Consider the following 19,246-nt stretch of genomic DNA (forward strand, 5'->3'; position numbering starts at 1 on the left):
CGCTCGCCACGGGCATAATTGTCGCCGGGGTGGTCACTCCCGAATCTCGACACGGAGTCCGTCGTCGACTCGCTCGAACCTCGTTCCGAATGAGGAAGAACGCTCTCGGAGTTGCGTCCGGCACCACTGTGCGGCGGGTTGCGACGCACGATGGACCGCAAGCTCCCCAATCTCAGTCGGGTGGAGGTGCAAGTCGTGGATAGAACCCGTCGGCGACACGCGAATCTCGAACAGGAAACCCCGGTCGTTTCGCAACGATTCGTCGACGGCGTAATCGTCCACGAAGTCGCCCGTATCGTAGAGAATCACCGAGTCGTCGTACACCTCGACGCCCTGAAACACGTGGGCGCTGTGGCCGTGGAGGATATCGACGCCGCGTTCGACCAGCCAGTGCGCGAAGTCCTGAAACGATTGCGGCGGGTGTTCTCGCATGTTCGGCCCCCAATGCAGCGAGGCGACGAGCACGTCCGGGTCGGCCTTGCGTGCAGAATCGAGTACAGCCTCGACCTGCTCCAGAACCGCGTCGTCATCAGGGTCGATTGGGACGTGCGCCGTCCCCGGACTCTCGCCGTCGGCCGCGTACTCGGGCGTGTTGTCGGTGAAGGCGACGAGTGCCACGTCGAGTCCGGCGACCTGAACGTGCGAGGGTTCCCACGCATCCGCTTCAGTTCGTCCCGCGCCAGCGTACGGAATCTCTCCGTTCTCTAACGCGTCGAAGGTGTCTTCGAGCGCGACTTCCTCGTAGTCCAGCACGTGATTATTGGCCAGCGTGACCCACGCCACGCCCACGTCCTGTAGCGCCGGAATCGCCCATTTGGGGTCGGCGCGGAAGTGAAACGGACGATGGGTGCGTTGCCACTGCTGTCCCCGCGTCGAGAGACAGCATTCGAGGTTGACGAACAGGCCGTCGAGCGATTGCAGTGGCTCCCGCATCGACCCCCAGACTGCGTGTGGGGGCCGGTGTTGCTGTCGCTCGTTGACGAGGCGACCGAGCATCACGTCGCCCGTGAACCCGAGTCGAATCGTCTCGGTCATCCGCTCCACCACCCCCAGAGTCGAACGAGGTGCTTCATGTCGAGAGCTAGTGCAGCGAACACTGTGAATGACTAGCACAGAGTCAGGAGTGGAGAGAGCGGAGAGAGCGGAGAAAGCGGCGGTGAACGGGCTACCTGTCTCGGGGAACGACCGCCGAAAACAGGTCCGAGTCGAGACGCTCACCCAACTCGGCATACGCTGGTTCCGGGAGCCAGTAATGTTGAACTCTATCGTCGTACCGCGCCGCAATCGCCTCCCCTTCTGCATCGAGAAAGTGTGCCTGCCAAAGTCCGGGCATGTAGACTGTGAGTACCGCCTCGACGACACCCGGGTTCGCACTACACCGCCCTTCGATAGTCCCGTCGTTAGTCGCGGACTCGACGTACGAGGCACCGTTTTCGAGGAGCGTTTCGACGGCTGTTTCGTCCCGGTTCCGGAGAAAATCTGCGATGCCACCGACCTCGACTTCGGCCACCGCTCGGGGACTCACACTCAGGACTTCTTTGGTGACGATTCGGGCCAACTCGTGATATCGGTCGGACGGCAGACGGTCTTGATGGAGGACGTACTCGCTCTCGTTGGCTGGTCCCTTGGGACCGGATTCAACGTCTTCGTCCATCTCGATGGCCCGGTGGATTCCTTCTGCGAGTGAGTCAGTCAATTCGTCGAAATCGACCTTTTCGAGCGCGTCTTGGAGTTGTTTCGCGTCGTCGGTATCGTCGCGTTCGTCGCTCATTGCTCGAAATCTCAGCTCCGCTCACATATGCGCGCCGTGATAGTTGTCGGTCAGATTTCTCTGAGACCAGTACACGACCACGGAGGATGATTTTGGTGCGTGGCTTATCTCTCTCATCATCGCCACGAATCATCAAATCAGAAGCGCATTCGGAATTAACACTGAGAGTCGGCCATATCCACAGTCTTCTCCCCGGGGAATCCGATGTCGATGCTAACTTCTTCTTCTACCGAGTGTGAGTCTCTCTTGGTACAGTCCATGGTCGCTTCGAGGGTGTCAACCTCCGTCCCATCGAGGAACAGGAAGACGGTGTACGTCATCCCCTTCGGAATGTTGGAGACAGCGTCGGCCTCTGTGACCACGTATGGTTTCGCCTCGCTCGCAGTTGGGAGTTGATACGTCTGTTCGAACGCGACTCGATTAGCGACTCGAATTTCGATTCGAGCGTCGTGGGCGTTCTCTGTATAGTTTCGGAGGACAAGTCCGATTGTCCCGACGAACGGGACTGACGTGCAGCCAGCGAATCCAGAGAGGACAGATAACCCACCAAGTCCGAGAATGTGCCGCCGTGACCAAGGCATGAGGTATTTCTTGTAAACGGTGCCAATGTGAATATTCATTGACAAGTTGGCAGTCAATTCTGGACGATAGTACTGGATACGATGAGTGGATTGTTCACGTTGCCGGGGTCGTAAACCGGGATTAACGCCTCGAAGTAGTACGGCTGGGGGCTGCACAGTCCAAGCTATCTCTGATGTACCGGTCCTTCAGCACCACCATTTTGTATAGCAAAATATAGTTTATTTGTGGCAGACGCGACGAGATTCTGTCCCCTGAAATAAAACACAGAGTCAAAAGCTATCAGCCAGAAATCAATTACTTCGCCGTCGAGACGATTTTGATGACGTCGCCTTCGCTGAGTTCGTGGTCTTCGGCGATGCGGCGTTTCGACTTCGCATCGACGGCGTGGAGATAGCCGTCGCCGATATCGGAGTGGACGGCGTACGCGAGGTCACGCGGCGTCGACCCCTCAGGAAGGAGGAAGGCATCGGGCAGCACGTTCCCCGTCCCGTCAGTCCACTTCGACTCGTTTTGGACCGGGTAAACGGTGATGTGGTCCAAGAGGTCGTAGACGGCGGTGTTGATAGCCTCCTGCATTCCGGTGCCGCCGTAGGTCGTCATCAGTTCTCGAATCTGTTCGAGACCATTGCGCTGGCTGCTGCTCACGTCGCCGACGAGGTCGAAGTCTTCGTTGCCGGGATGGTACGTGACGAGACCGGCTTCCGTAGCCCGACGAAGGGCCAGTTCGCCGTCGGCGGTCGCGGGGATAACGGGCTTGCCAGTCTCCGCGAGTCGTTCGAGGTTCTCCGTCGGCGCGATGTCCATCTTGTTCGCGACGAGGATGATGGGCTTGGTCCGCTGGCGAATCGCGGTGGCAAGCCGCAGTCGGTCGTCGTCGCTCCACTCGCGGGGGTTCGGCGGGTATTCGACGTCCCGAAGCACTGCCGCGATGTCGTGTTCGCTGGCACCGACACCCGTCAGCAGGTCCGTGAGCGCGTCGTCGAGGTCGAAATCCGGCGAGCGCGACTTTCGGACCACAGTCTCCCAGTTGTCGTGGACGATGCCCGCGAGCCACTGTTCGAGTTCCGCTTCGATGAAATCGACCTCCTCGACTGGGTCGTAGGTGCCGACTTCTACGGGTTCACCTTCTTCGTTCGTCCCCCCGGAGGCGTCGACGATGTTGATAATCGCGTCGGCGTTCGTCAACTGGTCGAGGAACTGATTGCCGAGGCCGCGTCCCTCGTGCGCACCGGGGACGAGACCCGCCACGTCGACGAGTTCGACCGGAACGTACCGAACCCCGTCTTCGCAGTTACCGCATCGCTCGTCTAATTCGAGACAGGGACACTCGGTTCGGGCGTGTGTCACGCCGCGGTTCGCGTCGATGGTCGTAAACGGGTAGTTCGCCACGTCGACGTCCGCGAGCGTCGCCGCAGTGTAGAAAGTCGACTTCCCGGCGTTCGGCTTGCCGGCGAGTGCAAGAGAGAGCATGACTGTACGAATGGTGGCGATGCTGAAAAGGACTAGCCGGAAGGCGGGCGGAAGGCGGCCGAAAAATTCCCGCAAACGTGGGACGCGACGACAGTCAGGTGGACGCTACGACAGTCGGTTGAGTGCGGCGCGACCCGCGACGACGACGCCACCGCCGATGAGCGTCACCAACCCGCCGAAGACGACGATGTACGGCAGCGCGTACGCGAGTGCGACCACCATGGCTCTGAGGGCGACGAAGACCCCACTGACGGAGTCGAAGAACGCCTGCAAGACAGGCACGTCGTACCACTGGGCGGGGCTCGGCGGTTCTTCAGACAGGGAGACACGAACCGTCGAGAGCGCAACCCGGTTTTCGAGCGAGGCCTGTTTGGCTTCGAGACGCTCGATTTCCGTCTGAACGTCGGTGAGTCGCTCTTCGACCGCGAGCACGTCTTCGGTCGTGTTGGCCGACTCGTAGAGGTCGCGAAGTCGGTCGCGCTGCGCGCGGAGGTTCTCCAACCGGGCTTCGATATCGACCAACTGGTCGGTCACGTCTTGCGAGTTGGTCTCGACGTTCTCGACCTGTCCGAGCGTCTTCGTCTCGGAGATGAACGCCGAGAAGTTCTCCGAGGGGACGCGAACGACGAGTTCGCCGGACCGGTAGGTCGACCCACCGCGGCGGTTGACCCGCTCGTTCGAATCGCTGACGAACCCGCCGTAGGACTCGGCAGTGGATTCGACAGCATCGCGCGAGGAGTTGAATTCGTCGACGCTCAACCGAACGCGACCAGTCTTGATGATTTGCCGGTTCTGGATTTGAGCAAGGTCGTCTCCATCGGACGCCTGTGCCTCTTCGGCAGCGCCACTGCCCGCGTCGAGCGTCACGCTCTCACCGGCTGCAGCGTCGCCGCCACCGCCACTACTCGCGCCGGTACACCCGGCGAGGACGACGAGGAGGGCGACAGAGAGAAGCTTCAATCTTCTGTCCATAGCTGACACTCGCCACGTCGAGGGTTAATGATTGGGTTGACACAAAGGCTGATTTGTGCCTTTCTCGCAGTGTCGGGAGCGGCGAGAACGAACGACGACTTCGGCTTCCTACTCGGCGTCGCGCGAAAGGTTGTCTCGATGGATACGCATCTCGCCGCGGGCGCGCATCGTCCCGTCGACGAGGGCTCCCTCTTCGAGAACGAGGTCATGACAAGAGACGTCGCCGAGGACGCGTGCGCCTTCTTCGATACGAACTTCTCCGTTTCGCGTCGTCACGTCGCCGTGGATTCGAGTTCCCGAGCCAACGACGACGTCGTCGCGGGCGCGAAGGCTGCCGAAGACGTTGTTGTCGGACTCGAACTCGATTTCGCGGGCGCGGATGTTCCCGTGGATGCGGCACTCCGACCCGATGAACGCGGGCGTCGAAACCCGCCACGCGTCGTCCGAGACGGTCGCGTTTCGCGGGATGACAAGCGGGTCTTTGGGTGACTCGCCGCTCAGCGACTCCGCGAGTTCGCCCGCAGCGTCCTCCTCGCCGAGTCGAAGCAGTTGCGAGAGGATGATGAAATAAAAGACGAGCGTCGGCACGGGGTTGCGGATGACAATCCAGCCGTTTGCCTCGAATCCCTCTTCGATATCTACGTCGTCGCCGATGTCGAGGTCGCCCGAGACCATGAGCCGACCGGCGATATGGACGCGCTCGCCGAGGTAGGCGTCCTTACCGACGAGGACGTTTCCGGACACGTCACTCATGAGGTCGAGACGGCAGTCGCCTTCCGCCTCGATGTCGCCGCCAAACGAGACGCGCTCGCCGGCTACGACGTTCCGTCCGCGAACGCCGAACTCGACGGTGCTCTGGCCGCCGACGACCACGTCGCCGTCGGTTACGAGGTCGTGTTCCTCGACCGTCGTCCCGTCGGGGACTTCGAGCGCCTCGAGTGGGTCTGTGCCCAGTGACACGCTCCGAACCACCACCTCGGCGATAATAAACCGTCCGCAAGACGGGTGTCTGACGTGACGCTGGCTTGTGATTTCGAGGGCGACGGCGTGCGTTTAAATAGCCGTGGCGTCGATGGACAGCTATGACGGTTCTTTCCTTCGACGAAGACGGCGTCGACGTTGTCTACGACGGCACGGAGTTCCGCCTCGAAAAGGCGCTCATTGAGGAGGCTATCGGGAAATCGTACCCTGACGTGACCGACCACGAAGTGCTGAAAATCGTCGAAAAGCAGCCCTCCCTCAACGGGGAACCGCGTCGCGTCCGCGACATTCTGAAGTCGTCGTAAACCTCCGCGACTCCGCAACTGGAAGTCGTCGCCCGCAACGACCCCGCAACTACTCGGACGCGACTGCCGACGGGGTCGCACCCGCGTTCACGTCGTGCGGGCGTCCGCCACCCAACAGATAGCCGAGTGCAAACAGTGGGACGCCGGGAACGAGCGACGCGAGCGGACCGAGCGAGGTTCCATCGAGGACGGACGCGAACTGCGCGGCGAGCAACACGAAAACAGCACCACCGACCGCGAGCGGCCAGTCGCGCTTCCGCGCAGCGACGCCGACGACGGCGAACCCGGTCGCAGCCGGAACCACTGGGAGGTCGGCACCGCCCGAGAACGTCACCATCGAACTGAAGAGTGTGACGGCGACATCGACGGCGAGCGCCACGCCCGGAATCGTCATCGAGGCAGTGATAGAAAGCGGTTTGAGTGCCCCGTTTCGGAGTGCTGCGACGCCGATACCGAGAACGCCCAGCGAGAGGAATACGGCTGTGAGTTGCGGGAGCGCCCCGAGAAGCGTCATGTTCTCGTCGGCGACCTGGAAGACGCGGTAGGTTTCGCCATCGACGCGGACGGCCCCCGAAAGCGATTCGAGGGCATCGGTTACTTCGTCTTGGTCGTCTCTGTGGACGGTGACAGAGCCGTCTTCGACGCCAGTTCGGACTGCTTCAGCCGCTTCCGGTGGGAGGTCGTCCAACGTCTCGACCTCGGCGTTCGGCGTCGAGTCGGCCGGTTCGAACATCACGCTGACGGTGTGCTGGCCGAGGTGCGAGTCGTACGCCCACCCATAGGAGGCGACGGTTCCGAGTGTTCCAATCAGGAGGAGAAACACGAGGAGGGCACGTGATTGCGAAGACACTGTAGCGCAGAGGTCGCAGGTGCTGCGATAAGTCTCTTGTCAAACAGTGCCACTCAGTAGAGTCCGTCACCGGAGCGCCGGAAACGAAGCCCCACGGGGTCTATCGCCCGTAAATCTCCGTCTCCGGGTTGAAGTCGGCCCACGCGAACCAGAACATCGGTGAGCGGTCGTTCGCGCGCGTCAGCGTGGTCCCTTCGTGTGGGCCGTCGAGTGCGCGCCCGGTGACGAGGTCCCACTTCGACCCGGCCGCTTCGAGGTCGCCGCCGTCGCGCTCGAACTCGACGACTTCGCCATCGACCCGGCGGACGTAGGCGACGAGTGTCCCGTCTTTCGACGACGCGACGACGACCGGAAGCCCGCCGACCTCGTCGTTGACGACGCCCTCGTCGTTGACAGTCGAGAGCGTGTACGCCCGCGCGACACCGCCGGACGTGATGCCGATGACAGAGGTTTTCGGGTGGAGTCGCTCGTCGACTTCCTCGTTGAATCCGATGCCGATAGCGCCGGACTGCTGGTAGCCTCTGTAGGGGTTGACGCCGTACCGGCGGGTCTGTCGTCCTTTAATCGTCCCGGAGACCGGTGGCGGTACCAGTACCTCTGTCTCTGGATGCGACGCTTTCCACTCGCCCCACGTCGAAATAGTCGAAGGGATAAGCGAGAGCGTGTCGCCGGTCAGTTCACCACGGATGGCGGTGGCGAGCACCTGACTCCACAGCGACTCTGTGCGGTCGTCGTACATCACGAGGTCGGACATCCAGAGGAATCCCGAGACGCCGAAGTACGTCGGTTCGCCCTGCACGAGTCTGTCGGCGGTGACGGCGCTCCCGCAGAGTGGGCAGTAGGTGACGACGACAGGCCGACCGTCGAACGTGTCGTTGACGATTTCGTGCCAGTTCAGGATGGCGAGTGGGTACGCCCGGGCGATACCGTCGATTTCGACGCCGACGACCTCAAAGGAGTCTTCGAGGGTGACGTTCACCTCGTCGAATCCGGTCCAGTCGTCGGAGAAGACAGGCGCGGTGATAGCCGGGATGGCGTCTTTTGGTGCCCCGCGCCGGAGTTCGTCTTTCGGAATCGGGAGGTCGAACGCCGACGCTCGCGACGGAGTCGTCGTGCCGCCGGCTGTCGAGCCTCCAGCGTCGTCTGTGTCCCCCCGTGTGTTTCCGTCCGCCGTGGGTGGGCCACCCTCCAGACAGCCGGAAAGCGCACTGACACCCCCGAGTGCGACGAGGAAGCGGCGTCGGTCCATAGCAGTGATTCGTTCGACCGACGCATGAACTCCATGCGGTCTGGTGGCGTGGTGCACGACCGGTGCCGGAAGTGTACAATCCCGGTTTCGTGTGACAGTCGCCTACCAGCGCGCGCGCTCTTCGAGGCAGACTTTCACGATGGACTTCGCGATGGCAGCGCCGCCAGCGAAGGGGTCAAGTTTAGTCTCGCCCGCGCGCTCGCGGTACGGGATGGGAACTTCTGCGATTTTGTACCCGCGCATCGCGGGGCGGATAAGCAGTTCGGCCGACAGGCCCGTGTTCTCCGTCCAGTCGATGTCGTGGAGGAGTTCGCGTCGGTAGGCTCGCATCCCCGTGGTCGTGTCGTGGACGGTCGCGCCCATCAGGGAACTCGCTATCCGGGCGAACGCCTTGTTTCCGAAGCGGTTGAGCGTCGGCATCGTCTCGGCCCCCTTCGAGATTCGGTCGCCGGAGACGACATCGTATCCATCGTTGATGAGGTCGAGGAACTTCGGGAGGTACTCCATTGGATAGGTGTCGTCGCAGTCGGTGGTGACGACGACCGGACGGTCGGGCGTGAGGACGGCTTCCTCGACCGCGACACCGTAGCCCTGTGGCTCCTGTTCGATAACTCGTGCGCCCATCTTCCGGGCAATCTCGGGCGTTCGGTCGTCAGAACCGTCGATACAGACGACTTCGGCCCGACCGTCGGTGATGCGGTCGATATCTGCGATGACAGACCCGATAGCCTGCTCCTCGTTGTAGGTGCCCATTACGACCGCGAGGTCGTCGAACGTGTACGAACTCATTGCGCGGGGTTGTCGACCGCTGCCCTTGAGCTTTTAGGTTTGCCAAAAACAGTGCCAATTCGCCGAAATGAAGCCTTAGCCCAGGCCGCGCGTGTCGGGTTCGTCTTCGAGTTGTCTGGCGTGTTCGATAAGCACGTCCATGAGTCGAGTCGCCGATTCCTCGACCTCGTCGAGGCCGTCGGTGGACTGTCCACTCACACGAACAGAGAGTTCGTACAGTTCGAGTTCGACGTGCGGAACTGTCTCGTCACCGCGTGCGTGGTCTGGTCCCTCCCCTGCGGCGGCCTGCTGGCCGTTTTCGAGATGCTCAGCATCAGCGGTCGAATCTTCCACCTCGTCGTCAGTCGGTTCGTCCATCTCACCCTCAAGCGTCGCGTCGGCATCGGCCTCGGAGTCGTCGGCCATGTGCGGCGCGTCGCTTTCGGGGGTGAAAAAGAAGGTGGTTCCGTCGTCGATTCAAGCGAAGTCAGCGTCGAGGCCGTCACAGACTCGGTCGTGCAGGCTGCCGGTCACAGTCTCCATGAGGCGTTCCAGATTTACGGTGTCTTCGCGGTTGTACGATACGAGCGTGTCGAGGGCGTCGTCGTCGCCGCGTTCGTACTCGCGCCAGAGGCGAACCGCATCGCGGCCAGAGATATCCGGGCGGTCCCGGTCGATGCCGACGTCCTGCTCGATTTGCTTCAGCCCACCAGTCAAGTCGAGTTTCTTGCAGGGATACATGAGGTCGACGTGCGGAACGTCGATATCGAGGTCGAACGACGTTTCGAGAAACGGAATGTCGAATCTTGCCCCGTTGAACGTCGCGACGAGTTTTGCGTCCACGAACTGCTCTCGGAGCGCATCAGCAGTCAAGTCCTCGCCACTGACGAGCGTCGTCGTCTCGCCCCCTTGGTAGAACGAGACCGTCGTTACTTGGTCGCGCTCGGGCGACAGGCCTGTCGTCTCGATGTCGAAATAACACGTCTCGTCGCGGAAGTTCTCGTAGAGACGCCAGCGCTCGCCCGACGGAAACGAGTCGTCGAAGAACCGCGAGTTCCCGTCGTCAAGGTGCTCGGCGGCCTCGGCAACGTACGACTCGATTCGGTCGGCCGTCTTCTCGCCGACGAATGAGGGGTCAAACTCGTTCCAGTGAGTAACGCCCGACGACCACAGATTTCGCTCCGTCTGCGGACCCACACCGCGAACGGGAATGAAACTGTTCTCGATTCGCATATACAGAGGTGGAGGCGGTGGCAACCCTAAATCCGTCGTCGTGGGGGAGTGTCGGTTTCGACACATGTGTCGGCGAGGGCCGCCGCCGTCGGCGTTTTACCCACACAGCACGAACGCAGGGACATGTGTGGCCGGTATACGCTCTTTACGTCGCCCGAGGACCTCCGCGAACGATTCGGGGCGACCGCAACGCGGCCGATGGAACCCCGGTACAACTGCGCGCCCGGTCAAGAACTCCCCGTGGTGACGAACGACGCCCCCGACGAGTTTCACTTCCTGAAGTGGGGCCTCGTTCCGTCGTGGGCCGACAGCGCGAGCGTCGGCAACGACCGCATCAACGCCCGCGCCGAGACGGTCGACCGAAAGCGGAGTTTCGCCGACGCGTACGAGTCGCGCCGCTGTCTCGTGCCCACCGACGGGTTCTACGAGTGGGTCGACCGCGACGGTTCCAAACAACCGTATCGCGTCGCCTTCGAGGACGACCGCCCGTTTGCGATGGCTGGCCTGTGGGAGCGGTGGACGCCGGAGACGAAGCAGACGGGACTCGGTGATTTCGGGGAGATCGGCCCATCCCGCGAGCAAGAACCGCTGGAGACGTTCACCGTCATCACGACCGAGCCAAACGACCTCATCTCCGACCTCCACAACCGCATGGCTGTCGTCCTCGCACCCGAAGAAGAAGAGACGTGGCTCCACGGCGACATCAACGAGGTCGAGCCGTTGCTCGATACGTATCCCGGCGACGAGATGACTGCCTATCCCGTCTCGACGCGGGTGAACAGCCCTGCAAACGACGGCCGAGACCTCATCGAACCAGTCGACGTGTGAAACCGGGAGACGCGAGCAGAAATAGAATTTCGACCCACCGGGATTCGAGACAAACGACAATCTGGGATGGTCGTCGTCTAAATCAGCTTAATCAACACAATCAGCCGTATCACGGACTATACCCAAGCGTCTCTCGCTCGACTAGGAAGACGCGATGGGGGATAGAAATCACTTGCACGTGTGTCGACATTGTGGGGTCGTCCACGGGACCGCGTCTTCGACACCACCGGAAGAGTGTCTCGTCTGCGAGTCGGGGAGCTTCAGCGAATACACGCTGAACGACCTCCTACGCGAACGAGAGCCTGTCGAGCCGCAACTGCCGACGCCGGAAGGAAGCCAGACAGAACACACCTCGCGGCCCGGCATTCGAGTGCGCGAATAGCCGAGCACGCGAGCGACCGGTCATTTTTGCACCCGAAACAGAATCCCTCGCTGTAACAGCCACTATACTTTTCCCAGATGTTGACAATTATATTTCAATATCGGGATGACACACTGGACAGAGCAGCTCTTTATCGAGAACGCAGAGACGTTCGGTGAGATACTCGAACGACGATTCGAACAGGCATCGGAGGAAGTCGAACAGCTTCTCCGACTCGTCGAAGACCAGCGAGGAGTGCGCCCGGAGCGAACCCTGGACGTCGCCTGTGGCGTCGGAAGACACGTCTTGGCACTCGCCGAGGAGGGGTGCAACGCCGAGGGGCTGGATTTCTCCCCGGAGTTTATTCGGGAAGCCCAAGAGCGAGCCAGTGACGAAGAGCTCACCGGACAGGCCGAGTTCCACGTCCACGACATGCGGGAGTTAGAGGAGTTCGAGGGGCCGTTCGACCTCGTCACTATCATTTGGAACTCCCTCGGGTACTACGACAAACAGACCGACGTTGAGATGCTGTCAGAGATACAGCGTCTTCTCTCGGAAGACGGCGTGTTAGCAATCGAGACGAGCAACAAGGAGTTCTACGTGCGCGACTTCGAGGCCTCGAACGTCCAAGAAGTGGGCGACAAACTCCACGCCGAACGAAAGCACTTCGACGTGGAGACGGGGCGATTCGAGACCACAGTCAACGTGTTCGAGTCCGAGGGCTCCGAGTACGACTATCTCGACACGATAGAATTCCAGCCACGACTGTACGCGCCCGTCGAACTCCGGGAGATGTGTGAACGAGCCGGATTCGAAGATATCTCGCTGTTCGGTGGGTTCGCTGGCAGAGACGTGTCACTCGATTCCCCGCGCGTCGTCGTGCTTGCCGAGTGAGACTCACCAACAGATTCGTTTCGGGCCACATCTCAGTACCACCAGTTGTGTATAGCAGCATGTGATTTACGAGTTTGGCACCGAACGGTGTCGAACAGGGCGAAGAGACACCAGAGAGTACCGAATACCCACGAAAACACCACTCTTAGCGAGTTTTGGCGAGAGTTCACACTGTTGAGACTGAACTACTCCGGCTGGTCGGAGCAACACGCGGCAAACTACTTCACCACTGGTAGTCCTGCGCGCCACACGGCGCTCTGAAGGACAATTACACCGTTCCCATCGAACTCTTATCGAAGGGACTCAAGCGCCGCAGACGGCGTCTGAGCGCTCGTTCGTCACCGAGTAGGACCGAGGAGAGTTTGGTGTACTCGAAGTATAGAGTGGCACAGCAACGCCTCTGGCGAGGAATCATCTCCCGAGCCAGCACGCCGTCAAGAGATTTATTCAATTCGTCAACGAAATAGAGAGTATGAATCGACAGCACGTCGTCGCTGCGGCCCTCGCCGTGACCGGGTTCGGAGCGATTGTATTCGGGATATACCAAGACGCACTGCACGTTGCCCAGATGTACGACGGAACAATCGAGACGGGATGGGGCGGCAGCCTCAATCACGAAGAGCGATTGCTGGCACGACTCGGTGCTCTCGGTGCAGTCGGGAGTGTTGCCGCACTTCGGTGGCGACATCTGGCAGTTGTTCCAGCCGTGACTGGGGCTATCGTCCTGTTTTACCCCCTCCGAGCAATCGTTCAGTGGACGAGCAGCCCGGAGCTCTACACCGAGGTCCCGACTCACGACGGCGGCGTGACTCGAATCGTCCTCGGAGCCGAGCCGTTTTTGCTCATTGCCGGCGGGGGACTCCTCGTCGGTGCCGCGTTCCTTCGGTGGCGAAGCAATTCGAACTCCGACGACTCCAGTAGCGTGACGGTCGATGAGTCGGCATCGACGTAGACCATTTCTTTTTTGATTGGTGAGTTGATCACCCAATGGAAATCAGATAGTAATTTTTCACTAGAAATCGCTATATTTGGAGATGTATTCTGAGAAATCTAATCGGCGTCCACCGGCATATTGTGTCTTGAATCGACAACGCTCTCCCCATTAATTAGGACGTGACTGGCGAATATTATTTTGAAACAGTCATATCGGAACAAAAGACAACTACTAACATAATTTCAGAGAAGACAAAACTACATTCTATTTACTATTTTCACACCACATAGATTGAATATATCCATCGGTTTTTACCAGTTATGTGCAACCACAACCCTATGAATAACAATTATATCAGGACAGAAATTAACCAAATACTATTCGCAAGTCTCCGTTTCGAAATTAATCACGGCCGGAGTAGGCATCGTTAGCCAACGTATAATAGTTCAGAAATACTTTCTGTGGAAAAACGAACCCCGTGAAAGGACATTTTCGCATCTAAACTCCAAGGGTAAACGCACACAACACCACCATCCAAAATGTGAGTTGCATACCAGATATGAGGATCATTTCGAATTAATTTGTTGTTTCTGGAGCAATCCAATTTCCCTCTCAAATCAAACCTCTCGAAAACGCCGAATTCAGGCGTTTCGAGCGATTTTATATATCCTGGATAGTGCAATCAGATACCGATTTTGACGCCCCCATAATTCAGCATAATCCGATATTTCGCTGCGGTTTGCACTAGCACATATTCAGATAAATTCCCTTATCCGCGACAGTGCCGGTAAATTGAATATCACCCCCCGAGTCGACCCGACTATGAGCGACGAGGGCGACCGAACGACCGTCCAAACCTACGTACCGTCTCACCAGAAGGACATTTGGAAGGAGCACGCCGACCAACTCGGGATGAGTCAGAGCGAATTTGTCAGAACCATGGTACAGGCTGGCCGGGCGAATTTCGACGTTCCTGAGAGAGGCGATGAAGCGGCCGCAACCCCTGGGGTTGATGGGGCGAAAACACCCCTTCAGAACGGTAGTTCAAATCAGGAAGAGAGTAGCGGAAATAATAGTGGGCTCTCGGACCGCGTCGTCGACGCGTTAGAAGCCCAATCGTATCAGTCGTGGGACGACCTCGTTTCGACGCTCACCGAGAACATCGAAGACCGACTCGAATCGACCCTCCAAGAGCTCCAGTCGTCGGGGAGAGTCGTGTACAGTGGCCGCCATGGCGGGTACACGTTAGCGGAGGACGATGGCCGCTGAGCAACCGTCCGAAGTCGAGGACGCCGTCGGGTACTTCCTCCAAGATATGACCTATCACGGAAAGTCCGACCGAACCCGCGATGCGTACGAGCGCGTCCTCCGGGAATTCGAAGCATTCCTCGGGAACCCATCGCAGAATCCCACCGGGTCGGCGACGGCGGTCGAAGACGCGAGCCATCGCGACTGTATGGCGTGGGTTCACACCCTCCGAAATCGTGACGTCGCACCCAGCACGGTCGCGACGTACGCCTCCTACCTGCACCGGTTCTACGCCTACATGGCCCAAATCGGTGTCTTCGACTCGAATCCGATGAGCCTCGTCGTCGAGGAGATGGACGAGCGAATCGATACCAACCCGGCGCGAAGGGAGGTTTCGGTGCCCGAGATGCGGGGGTTCGTCCACCAGATACGGCATCCACTGGACCACGCACTGGTCGTCACACTGCTCAAGACAGGGATGCGTGTCGGCGAACTCTGTAACCTCGACCTTCGTGACATCTCACTCTCAGTCGATGAACCACTCGCCGATGTATCGACTCGGGCGGCACTCGACGGTCGCGGCCCGTCGATATACGTCTCGGCAGAACCGAGTGTTGGAGCTACCTCGAACGGTGAAGAGCGAACGGCCTCCAACAAACGGAAGCGCTCGACAGTCGTCCCCGTCGACGGCGAGTTAGAGACTGTGCTGCTACGCTGGCTGGCGATTCGCCCCGATACGACCTCGCCTGCGGAACCACTGTTCCTCGGCACTGCGTCCGGGTGGGGAAAGCGACTGACGCCGGACGCAGTCCACCACGTCGTCACCGCTCACGCCGCCGATTTCGGGTGGTACCGCAAGGGTGGCGACCGAGAAGAGAACGTCACGCCCCACTACTTTCGGCACTTCTTCACGACACACCTCCGAGACCGAACCGGTGACAGAGGTATCGTCAAGTACCTCCGTGGCGACGTCGGCGGCGACATCATCGACACCTACACCCACAATTGGGGCGATAGAGTGCGCAAAACGTACGAATCGAATATCTATTCACTACTCTGAGTTGTGAATACTCTGTCCGAGCGCCAACTCATAAATTGTATATCGCTATATTCAATCAGTGGTTGCCGAGGTGCGACGACGCAGGTGATAGACCACTAGGATGCACGAGACGGCAGGGGTTATTCTGAATACGTCCATTTGGAGAGTTTCCGCGCGGTCACCCTCCCTCAAGGCCCAATATCGGATGCGCGTCTTTAGAGCCGGGCAGCGTACACAACCGTCGGAGGGACCTTCGCCATGAGGTCTGCATCGAAACTACCGAACTCCGACTCGTAGTTCTCAGGCTGTTCGTATCCCGGCTCCCGAATCGTTTCGACGGTGAATCCTGCTTCGGTCAACAATTGAACCGTCTCCCCGATTCCTCGGGAGTATACCACCATCTCAGCGTTGAGCGACTCACTGTACTCTCGACGTGGTTCGTCGCTGAAGTAGCTCCGCATGACCTCGTGGCTATCGGTGTCGACAATCTTGTAGTACGGATGGTCAACACTGAACACTAGTCGGCCACCATCTCGGAGAACTCGCGCCGCCTCGGTGAAGCAGGCTCCCAAGTCTTCGACCCACTGGAACGCGAACGCAGAGAAAGCGAGGTCGAAGGCGTCGTCTGGAATGTCGAATAAGTCCGTCACGCTCCGGTGGAGATACTCGACATCAACATCGTGTTTCTCAGCGAGGGTTCGGGCATAGTCGAGTTGCTCCTCGGAGATGTCGACCCCCGTGACGGTCACTCCCTGCTGTGCGAGAGCAATACCGAACTGCCCACCGCCACAGCCGAGTTCGATAGCGTCTCGTCCCGATACGTCACCGAGCAATCCTAAGTCATCTCCTTCCGGGGCACCAGGCCCAAACGCGACCGCAATCGAATGACCGCCTGCTTCCTGAAAATCCTCAGACCACGCATTCCACCAGGTCCGTGCTTGTTCCTCGTCACTGCTATCGTCTAACATAACAACACTGTGGCCCAGTCGACAGAAATGATTTTTCAGCAATCGATTACAGTAGTCAAGCTAACGTCTCTTGGATGGCTGTGCGGGAGACACTGTGAGTTTTCTTTGCGCGGTGCTCATCAGGCAACGGGATGACACATGGACAGCTCTAATTCGACAGGTTGTGACATGCCGACAGTTGATCGGCAGTCGGCTGTCTCAACGTTTAGTTCGCTCGCCAACGAGACTCGACTCACCATCCTCGATGTACTCGCAGATGCGCCCGTCGGACTATCGTTTTCGCAACTGTACGAAGCCGTCCCTATCGACGATACAGGGAATTTCAACTACCATCTCACCCAATTGACCGGGTCGTTCGTACAGAAGCACGATGGGGTTTACAAAATCACACCAACTGGCACGGCAATCCTCGGCGCACTGGTGGCGGGGACCTTCGATGCTGACCTCTCGATAGAACCGATTCCAACCAATTGGGAGTGTCTCCAATGTGGAGGGGACTTTACTGTGAGGTGTGTCGATACGCGCGCTCATCTCCGGTGCGATACCTGCGAGTCTGGGAGTACCATCTCGGTTCCACCCAGTGCAGTGGATTCGACCTCGAAAGAGAACCTCCCCACAACCCTTATCCAATGGTATCGGAGTCGAATACAACAGCTCCGTGCTGGGTTCTGTCACCGCTGTTCGAGCCAAACAGACCGCCGACTCGTCGAGGGAGTCGACCCCGAAGCCGATGCGCCGACGCCGTCGGTCGTTCGGTTTGACTGTCGCCGCTGCGGTGCCAGCGCGACGGTGTCTGGAGCGACATTAGTGACGTTTCACCCGGTCGTTGAGGGATTCTTTCGTGAATATGGGCTTGAGACCCACAATCAACACCCAACGCAGGTATGGCGTGCTCTCGATTCGTCAGAGGTTCGGACGACCTCAGAGAACCCACTGGAAGTGGAGGTCCAGTTTTCAATGGACGAAGAGACCGTCTCTGCAGTAATTACTGCCGCAGGGTGTGTTGAAGATGTTCGCCGAGTAGACACGTCGTAGACCGCGAAAATATTGCTTTTCGGGTCGATATCTCACTCTGCGTTGTACAAACTAGTCTACTGTCTCAGTGATTGTCAGGGGAAGTTACATCGATATCCAAGAATGAAACAGGTGTGCGACAGCACACCACAAACCACCGGATTCATTGTAGACGAGAAACATTCCTGACATACTGAACTGCCGATGGAAGACGCCAGCCAGTCATCTTCAGTTGATTCCCTCACTTCGCTCATCACCGCTGGTGAGTACGGTCGGGTGGTCAAGTCACTGGAGGAGTTAGAAGCCGCAGCACCTGAGGCCCGAAAGCGTACTCTCCGGGAACTCCGAAGCCTTGCAGAGGAGCAGATGGGCGTGTTCGACGGCGTCGTTCCGGCACTCACTCCATTTCTGACCGATTCCGAGCGGTCTATCAGGTTGACGACCGCGAGGCTACTCGTCACTATCGCAGAATCGAACCCGAACGCAGTCGTCCCGGTCGTCGAGTCAGTTGCAGCCCGTCTCGCGGACGAAGACGAGTTCTACTACGTACGGGCCCGTGCTGCCGAGGTTCTCGGATACGTTGCACTCGAATACCCCGACGAGGTCAGTTCACCGGAAGTCCTCGCCAACCTTCGCGTCGGCCTGTCGTTCGACAAGTCCGAAGTCAAAGAGAAACTGGCGAAAGCGATAGAATACGTCGCCGTGGGGAAACCAGAGCGACTTCGCCACCACGCATCGAGGCTCAGCGAGCACCTCGACAACGAGAACGAACTCGTTCGATACCATCTCACGACAGCACTCGTCGCAGTCGGAAACGAACACCCAGAGCGCCTCAGCGGTGTCACAGCCGCGCTCGCGGAGCGACTGGGTGACGAGAACGCTCACGTCAGAGGCCGGGCCGCCGAAGCTCTCGGTGTGCTTGCTCGTGAGGGAGTCTACGAGGAGTCGTCGCTGGAGGCGACGCTCGAAGCACCCGACGGCGACGATGGCTCGTTCGTCAGCGACCGCGTACAGTTCGCTCTCGACGCGGTACGAGAAAGTGGGGCGCAGGAGAGAAGTGGGACGCTGGAGAGTGACTGTGACGAGTTCGGAACCATCGAGTCCGTACGAAGGACGACGAGTGAAGCCGTCGATGCGATTAGTTCACCCAAGAGTGACGAGGAATGCCCTCATTGTGGCGTCGCGTTGCCGGAATCCGGGCCGCCGATGTGTCCGCACTGTGGCGCACCGCGGTGACTTACTGCCCAACTGCCGTCGGTCCGGGGGACGAGGACGATGGCCGGAACATCACACTGGGTTACGAACTCCTTCTCGAAGCCGACCCGGACGTATTACTCGTCCTCGGCCCGGTGTCGGAGTACCACAACATCGACGAAATCAGAACCTGGCTCGAACAACGGACGAGCGCCTCGCGGGAGTTGGTGACTGTCCATTCGAAACCGAGACACGGCGGTGACCTATGTGTCAAGGTATTTGGTTATTTTTGAAGACGTACATACCAATATATTTTCAAAGCTTGTGGGGTCTGGTAACCGTCGGCTAGTAGCCACTCACCCGGACATCCACACAGTGGGTAATAGAGGCTTTCCCGTCTACACAACCGAATATTGGATATATCCACACTACAGACAGGAGAGGTTGTTTCAGAATACCACCAGCACATACCAACCGGTCAAATTATATTCTAGACAACGGTATATGGTTCGTCAGTTGATACGTCATGAATGATGATAATCAGATAAATTGGAAGCTCATTTTCACGTTATTGATAGTCGTTTC

General features: G+C 59.1%; 20 protein-coding genes and 1 pseudogene. 9 read left to right on the forward strand and 12 right to left on the reverse strand.

All coding sequences use genetic code 11. The annotated features are described in order from the left end of the window. Positions 1–33 precede the first annotated feature (33 nt). From C453_RS10265 to C453_RS10290, 6 genes are all read right to left on the reverse strand, one after another. The gene (locus C453_RS10265; RefSeq protein ID WP_008324388.1) at positions 34–1,035 is read right to left on the reverse strand and encodes a CapA family protein; all 1,002 of its coding nucleotides are present in this window, start codon (positions 1,033–1,035) and stop codon (positions 34–36) included. Between the two features lie 130 nt (positions 1,036–1,165). Continuing rightward, positions 1,166–1,771 carry a hypothetical protein gene (locus tag C453_RS10270; RefSeq protein ID WP_008324389.1) on the reverse strand — a complete coding sequence of 202 codons (606 nt, stop codon included), beginning with the start codon at positions 1,769–1,771 and terminating at the stop codon, positions 1,166–1,168. A 155-nt stretch (positions 1,772–1,926) separates the two neighbouring features. Further along, a complete protein-coding gene (locus C453_RS10275) occupies positions 1,927–2,352 on the reverse strand; it encodes a hypothetical protein (protein WP_152418042.1) in 426 nt (141 codons plus the stop codon). 295 nt (positions 2,353–2,647) lie between these two features. Continuing rightward, entirely contained in the window at positions 2,648–3,823 is a 1,176-nt protein-coding gene (locus C453_RS10280; protein ID WP_008324391.1) for a redox-regulated ATPase YchF, read from the reverse strand. 105 nt (positions 3,824–3,928) lie between these two features. Further along, positions 3,929–4,795, reverse strand: a complete 867-nt coding sequence (locus C453_RS10285; RefSeq protein ID WP_008324392.1) for a DUF4349 domain-containing protein — start codon at positions 4,793–4,795, stop codon at positions 3,929–3,931. Between the two features lie 108 nt (positions 4,796–4,903). Then, entirely contained in the window at positions 4,904–5,755 is an 852-nt protein-coding gene (locus C453_RS10290) for a polymer-forming cytoskeletal protein (protein WP_008324393.1), read from the reverse strand. Between the two features lie 122 nt (positions 5,756–5,877). Here C453_RS10290 and C453_RS10295 point away from each other — a divergent pair, with 122 nt between their 5' ends. Then, positions 5,878–6,081, forward strand: a complete 204-nt coding sequence (locus C453_RS10295; RefSeq protein ID WP_007540393.1) for a DUF5800 family protein — start codon at positions 5,878–5,880, stop codon at positions 6,079–6,081. A 49-nt stretch (positions 6,082–6,130) separates the two neighbouring features. Here the strand turns inward: C453_RS10295 and C453_RS10300 are convergent, their stop codons facing one another. From C453_RS10300 to C453_RS10320, 5 genes are all read right to left on the reverse strand, one after another. Next, on the reverse strand, positions 6,131–6,931 hold the full coding sequence (locus C453_RS10300; protein ID WP_049907628.1) for a hypothetical protein: 801 nt from the start codon (positions 6,929–6,931) through the stop codon (positions 6,131–6,133). Positions 6,932–7,031: 100 nt separating this feature from the next. Then, a complete protein-coding gene (locus C453_RS10305) occupies positions 7,032–8,180 on the reverse strand; it encodes a DUF3179 domain-containing protein (RefSeq protein WP_008324395.1) in 1,149 nt (382 codons plus the stop codon). A gap of 102 nt (positions 8,181–8,282) precedes the next feature. Next, positions 8,283–8,969 carry a dolichyl-phosphate hexose transferase gene (locus C453_RS10310; RefSeq protein ID WP_008324396.1) on the reverse strand — a complete coding sequence of 229 codons (687 nt, stop codon included), beginning with the start codon at positions 8,967–8,969 and terminating at the stop codon, positions 8,283–8,285. A 75-nt stretch (positions 8,970–9,044) separates the two neighbouring features. Continuing rightward, complete coding sequence (locus tag C453_RS10315) at positions 9,045–9,374, reverse strand: hypothetical protein (RefSeq protein ID WP_008324397.1); 330 nt, start codon at positions 9,372–9,374, stop codon at positions 9,045–9,047. Between the two features lie 51 nt (positions 9,375–9,425). Further along, positions 9,426–10,181, reverse strand: coding sequence for a ribonuclease H-like domain-containing protein (locus C453_RS10320; RefSeq protein ID WP_008324398.1), 756 nt, complete (start codon positions 10,179–10,181; stop codon positions 9,426–9,428). A 123-nt stretch (positions 10,182–10,304) separates the two neighbouring features. Between C453_RS10320 and C453_RS10325 the strand changes: the two genes are divergently transcribed. The 5 genes from C453_RS10325 (at position 10,305) to C453_RS10350 (ending at position 15,506) form a co-directional block, all read left to right on the forward strand. After that, positions 10,305–11,009 (forward strand): SOS response-associated peptidase, encoded by a 705-nt coding sequence (locus C453_RS10325; protein WP_008324399.1) that lies wholly within the window; start codon positions 10,305–10,307, stop codon positions 11,007–11,009. A gap of 487 nt (positions 11,010–11,496) precedes the next feature. Then, positions 11,497–12,264 carry a class I SAM-dependent methyltransferase gene (locus C453_RS10335; protein WP_008324404.1) on the forward strand — a complete coding sequence of 256 codons (768 nt, stop codon included), beginning with the start codon at positions 11,497–11,499 and terminating at the stop codon, positions 12,262–12,264. A 472-nt stretch (positions 12,265–12,736) separates the two neighbouring features. After that, positions 12,737–13,216, forward strand: a complete 480-nt coding sequence (locus C453_RS10340; RefSeq protein WP_008324405.1) for a hypothetical protein — start codon at positions 12,737–12,739, stop codon at positions 13,214–13,216. An 804-nt stretch (positions 13,217–14,020) separates the two neighbouring features. Beyond that, the gene (locus C453_RS10345) at positions 14,021–14,467 is read left to right on the forward strand and encodes a DUF5805 domain-containing protein (protein ID WP_008324406.1); all 447 of its coding nucleotides are present in this window, start codon (positions 14,021–14,023) and stop codon (positions 14,465–14,467) included. Beyond that, complete coding sequence (locus C453_RS10350) at positions 14,457–15,506, forward strand: tyrosine-type recombinase/integrase (RefSeq protein ID WP_008324407.1); 1,050 nt, start codon at positions 14,457–14,459, stop codon at positions 15,504–15,506. Before C453_RS10345 ends, C453_RS10350 begins: the two co-directional genes overlap by 11 nt. 194 nt (positions 15,507–15,700) lie before the next feature. On the opposite strand, the gene C453_RS10355 is transcribed toward C453_RS10350, so the two are convergent. Then, on the reverse strand, positions 15,701–16,453 hold the full coding sequence (locus tag C453_RS10355) for a class I SAM-dependent methyltransferase (protein ID WP_008324408.1): 753 nt from the start codon (positions 16,451–16,453) through the stop codon (positions 15,701–15,703). A gap of 168 nt (positions 16,454–16,621) precedes the next feature. Between C453_RS10355 and C453_RS21115 the strand changes: the two genes are divergently transcribed. From C453_RS21115 to C453_RS21000, 3 genes and pseudogenes are all read left to right on the forward strand, one after another. Beyond that, positions 16,622–17,488 carry a winged helix-turn-helix domain-containing protein gene (locus tag C453_RS21115; protein WP_008324409.1) on the forward strand — a complete coding sequence of 289 codons (867 nt, stop codon included), beginning with the start codon at positions 16,622–16,624 and terminating at the stop codon, positions 17,486–17,488. Positions 17,489–17,671: 183 nt separating this feature from the next. Continuing rightward, complete coding sequence (locus C453_RS10365; protein WP_049907629.1) at positions 17,672–18,703, forward strand: HEAT repeat domain-containing protein; 1,032 nt, start codon at positions 17,672–17,674, stop codon at positions 18,701–18,703. 14 nt (positions 18,704–18,717) lie between these two features. Continuing rightward, positions 18,718–18,879 (forward strand): annotated as a pseudogene (locus C453_RS21000) (ABC transporter substrate-binding protein); the annotation flags it as partial. Between the last annotated feature and the right edge of the window lie 367 nt (positions 18,880–19,246).

Source organism: Haloferax elongans ATCC BAA-1513 (assembly GCF_000336755.1).
Taxonomy (GTDB): Archaea; Halobacteriota; Halobacteria; order Halobacteriales; family Haloferacaceae; genus Haloferax; species Haloferax elongans.

Bases quoted from the DNA above. Each gene is read 5' to 3' on its own strand.
- C453_RS10265 (WP_008324388.1), bottom strand. From the start codon at position 1,035: ATGACCGAGACGATTCGACTCGGGTTCACGGGCGACGTGATGCTCGGT.
- C453_RS10270 (WP_008324389.1), bottom strand. From the start codon at position 1,771: ATGAGCGACGAACGCGACGATACCGACGACGCGAAACAACTCCAAGAC.
- C453_RS10275 (WP_152418042.1), bottom strand. From the start codon at position 2,352: ATGCCTTGGTCACGGCGGCACATTCTCGGACTTGGTGGGTTATCTGTC.
- C453_RS10280 (WP_008324391.1), bottom strand. From the start codon at position 3,823: ATGCTCTCTCTTGCACTCGCCGGCAAGCCGAACGCCGGGAAGTCGACT.
- C453_RS10285 (WP_008324392.1), bottom strand. From the start codon at position 4,795: ATGGACAGAAGATTGAAGCTTCTCTCTGTCGCCCTCCTCGTCGTCCTC.
- C453_RS10295 (WP_007540393.1), top strand. From the start codon at position 5,878: ATGACGGTTCTTTCCTTCGACGAAGACGGCGTCGACGTTGTCTACGAC.
- C453_RS10305 (WP_008324395.1), bottom strand. From the start codon at position 8,180: ATGGACCGACGCCGCTTCCTCGTCGCACTCGGGGGTGTCAGTGCGCTT.
- C453_RS10310 (WP_008324396.1), bottom strand. From the start codon at position 8,969: ATGAGTTCGTACACGTTCGACGACCTCGCGGTCGTAATGGGCACCTAC.
- C453_RS10315 (WP_008324397.1), bottom strand. From the start codon at position 9,374: ATGGCCGACGACTCCGAGGCCGATGCCGACGCGACGCTTGAGGGTGAG.
- C453_RS10320 (WP_008324398.1), bottom strand. From the start codon at position 10,181: ATGCGAATCGAGAACAGTTTCATTCCCGTTCGCGGTGTGGGTCCGCAG.
- C453_RS10325 (WP_008324399.1), top strand. From the start codon at position 10,305: ATGTGTGGCCGGTATACGCTCTTTACGTCGCCCGAGGACCTCCGCGAA.
- C453_RS10335 (WP_008324404.1), top strand. From the start codon at position 11,497: ATGACACACTGGACAGAGCAGCTCTTTATCGAGAACGCAGAGACGTTC.
- C453_RS10340 (WP_008324405.1), top strand. From the start codon at position 12,737: ATGAATCGACAGCACGTCGTCGCTGCGGCCCTCGCCGTGACCGGGTTC.
- C453_RS10345 (WP_008324406.1), top strand. From the start codon at position 14,021: ATGAGCGACGAGGGCGACCGAACGACCGTCCAAACCTACGTACCGTCT.
- C453_RS10350 (WP_008324407.1), top strand. From the start codon at position 14,457: ATGGCCGCTGAGCAACCGTCCGAAGTCGAGGACGCCGTCGGGTACTTC.
- C453_RS10355 (WP_008324408.1), bottom strand. From the start codon at position 16,453: ATGTTAGACGATAGCAGTGACGAGGAACAAGCACGGACCTGGTGGAAT.
- C453_RS21115 (WP_008324409.1), top strand. From the start codon at position 16,622: ATGCCGACAGTTGATCGGCAGTCGGCTGTCTCAACGTTTAGTTCGCTC.
- C453_RS10365 (WP_049907629.1), top strand. From the start codon at position 17,672: ATGGAAGACGCCAGCCAGTCATCTTCAGTTGATTCCCTCACTTCGCTC.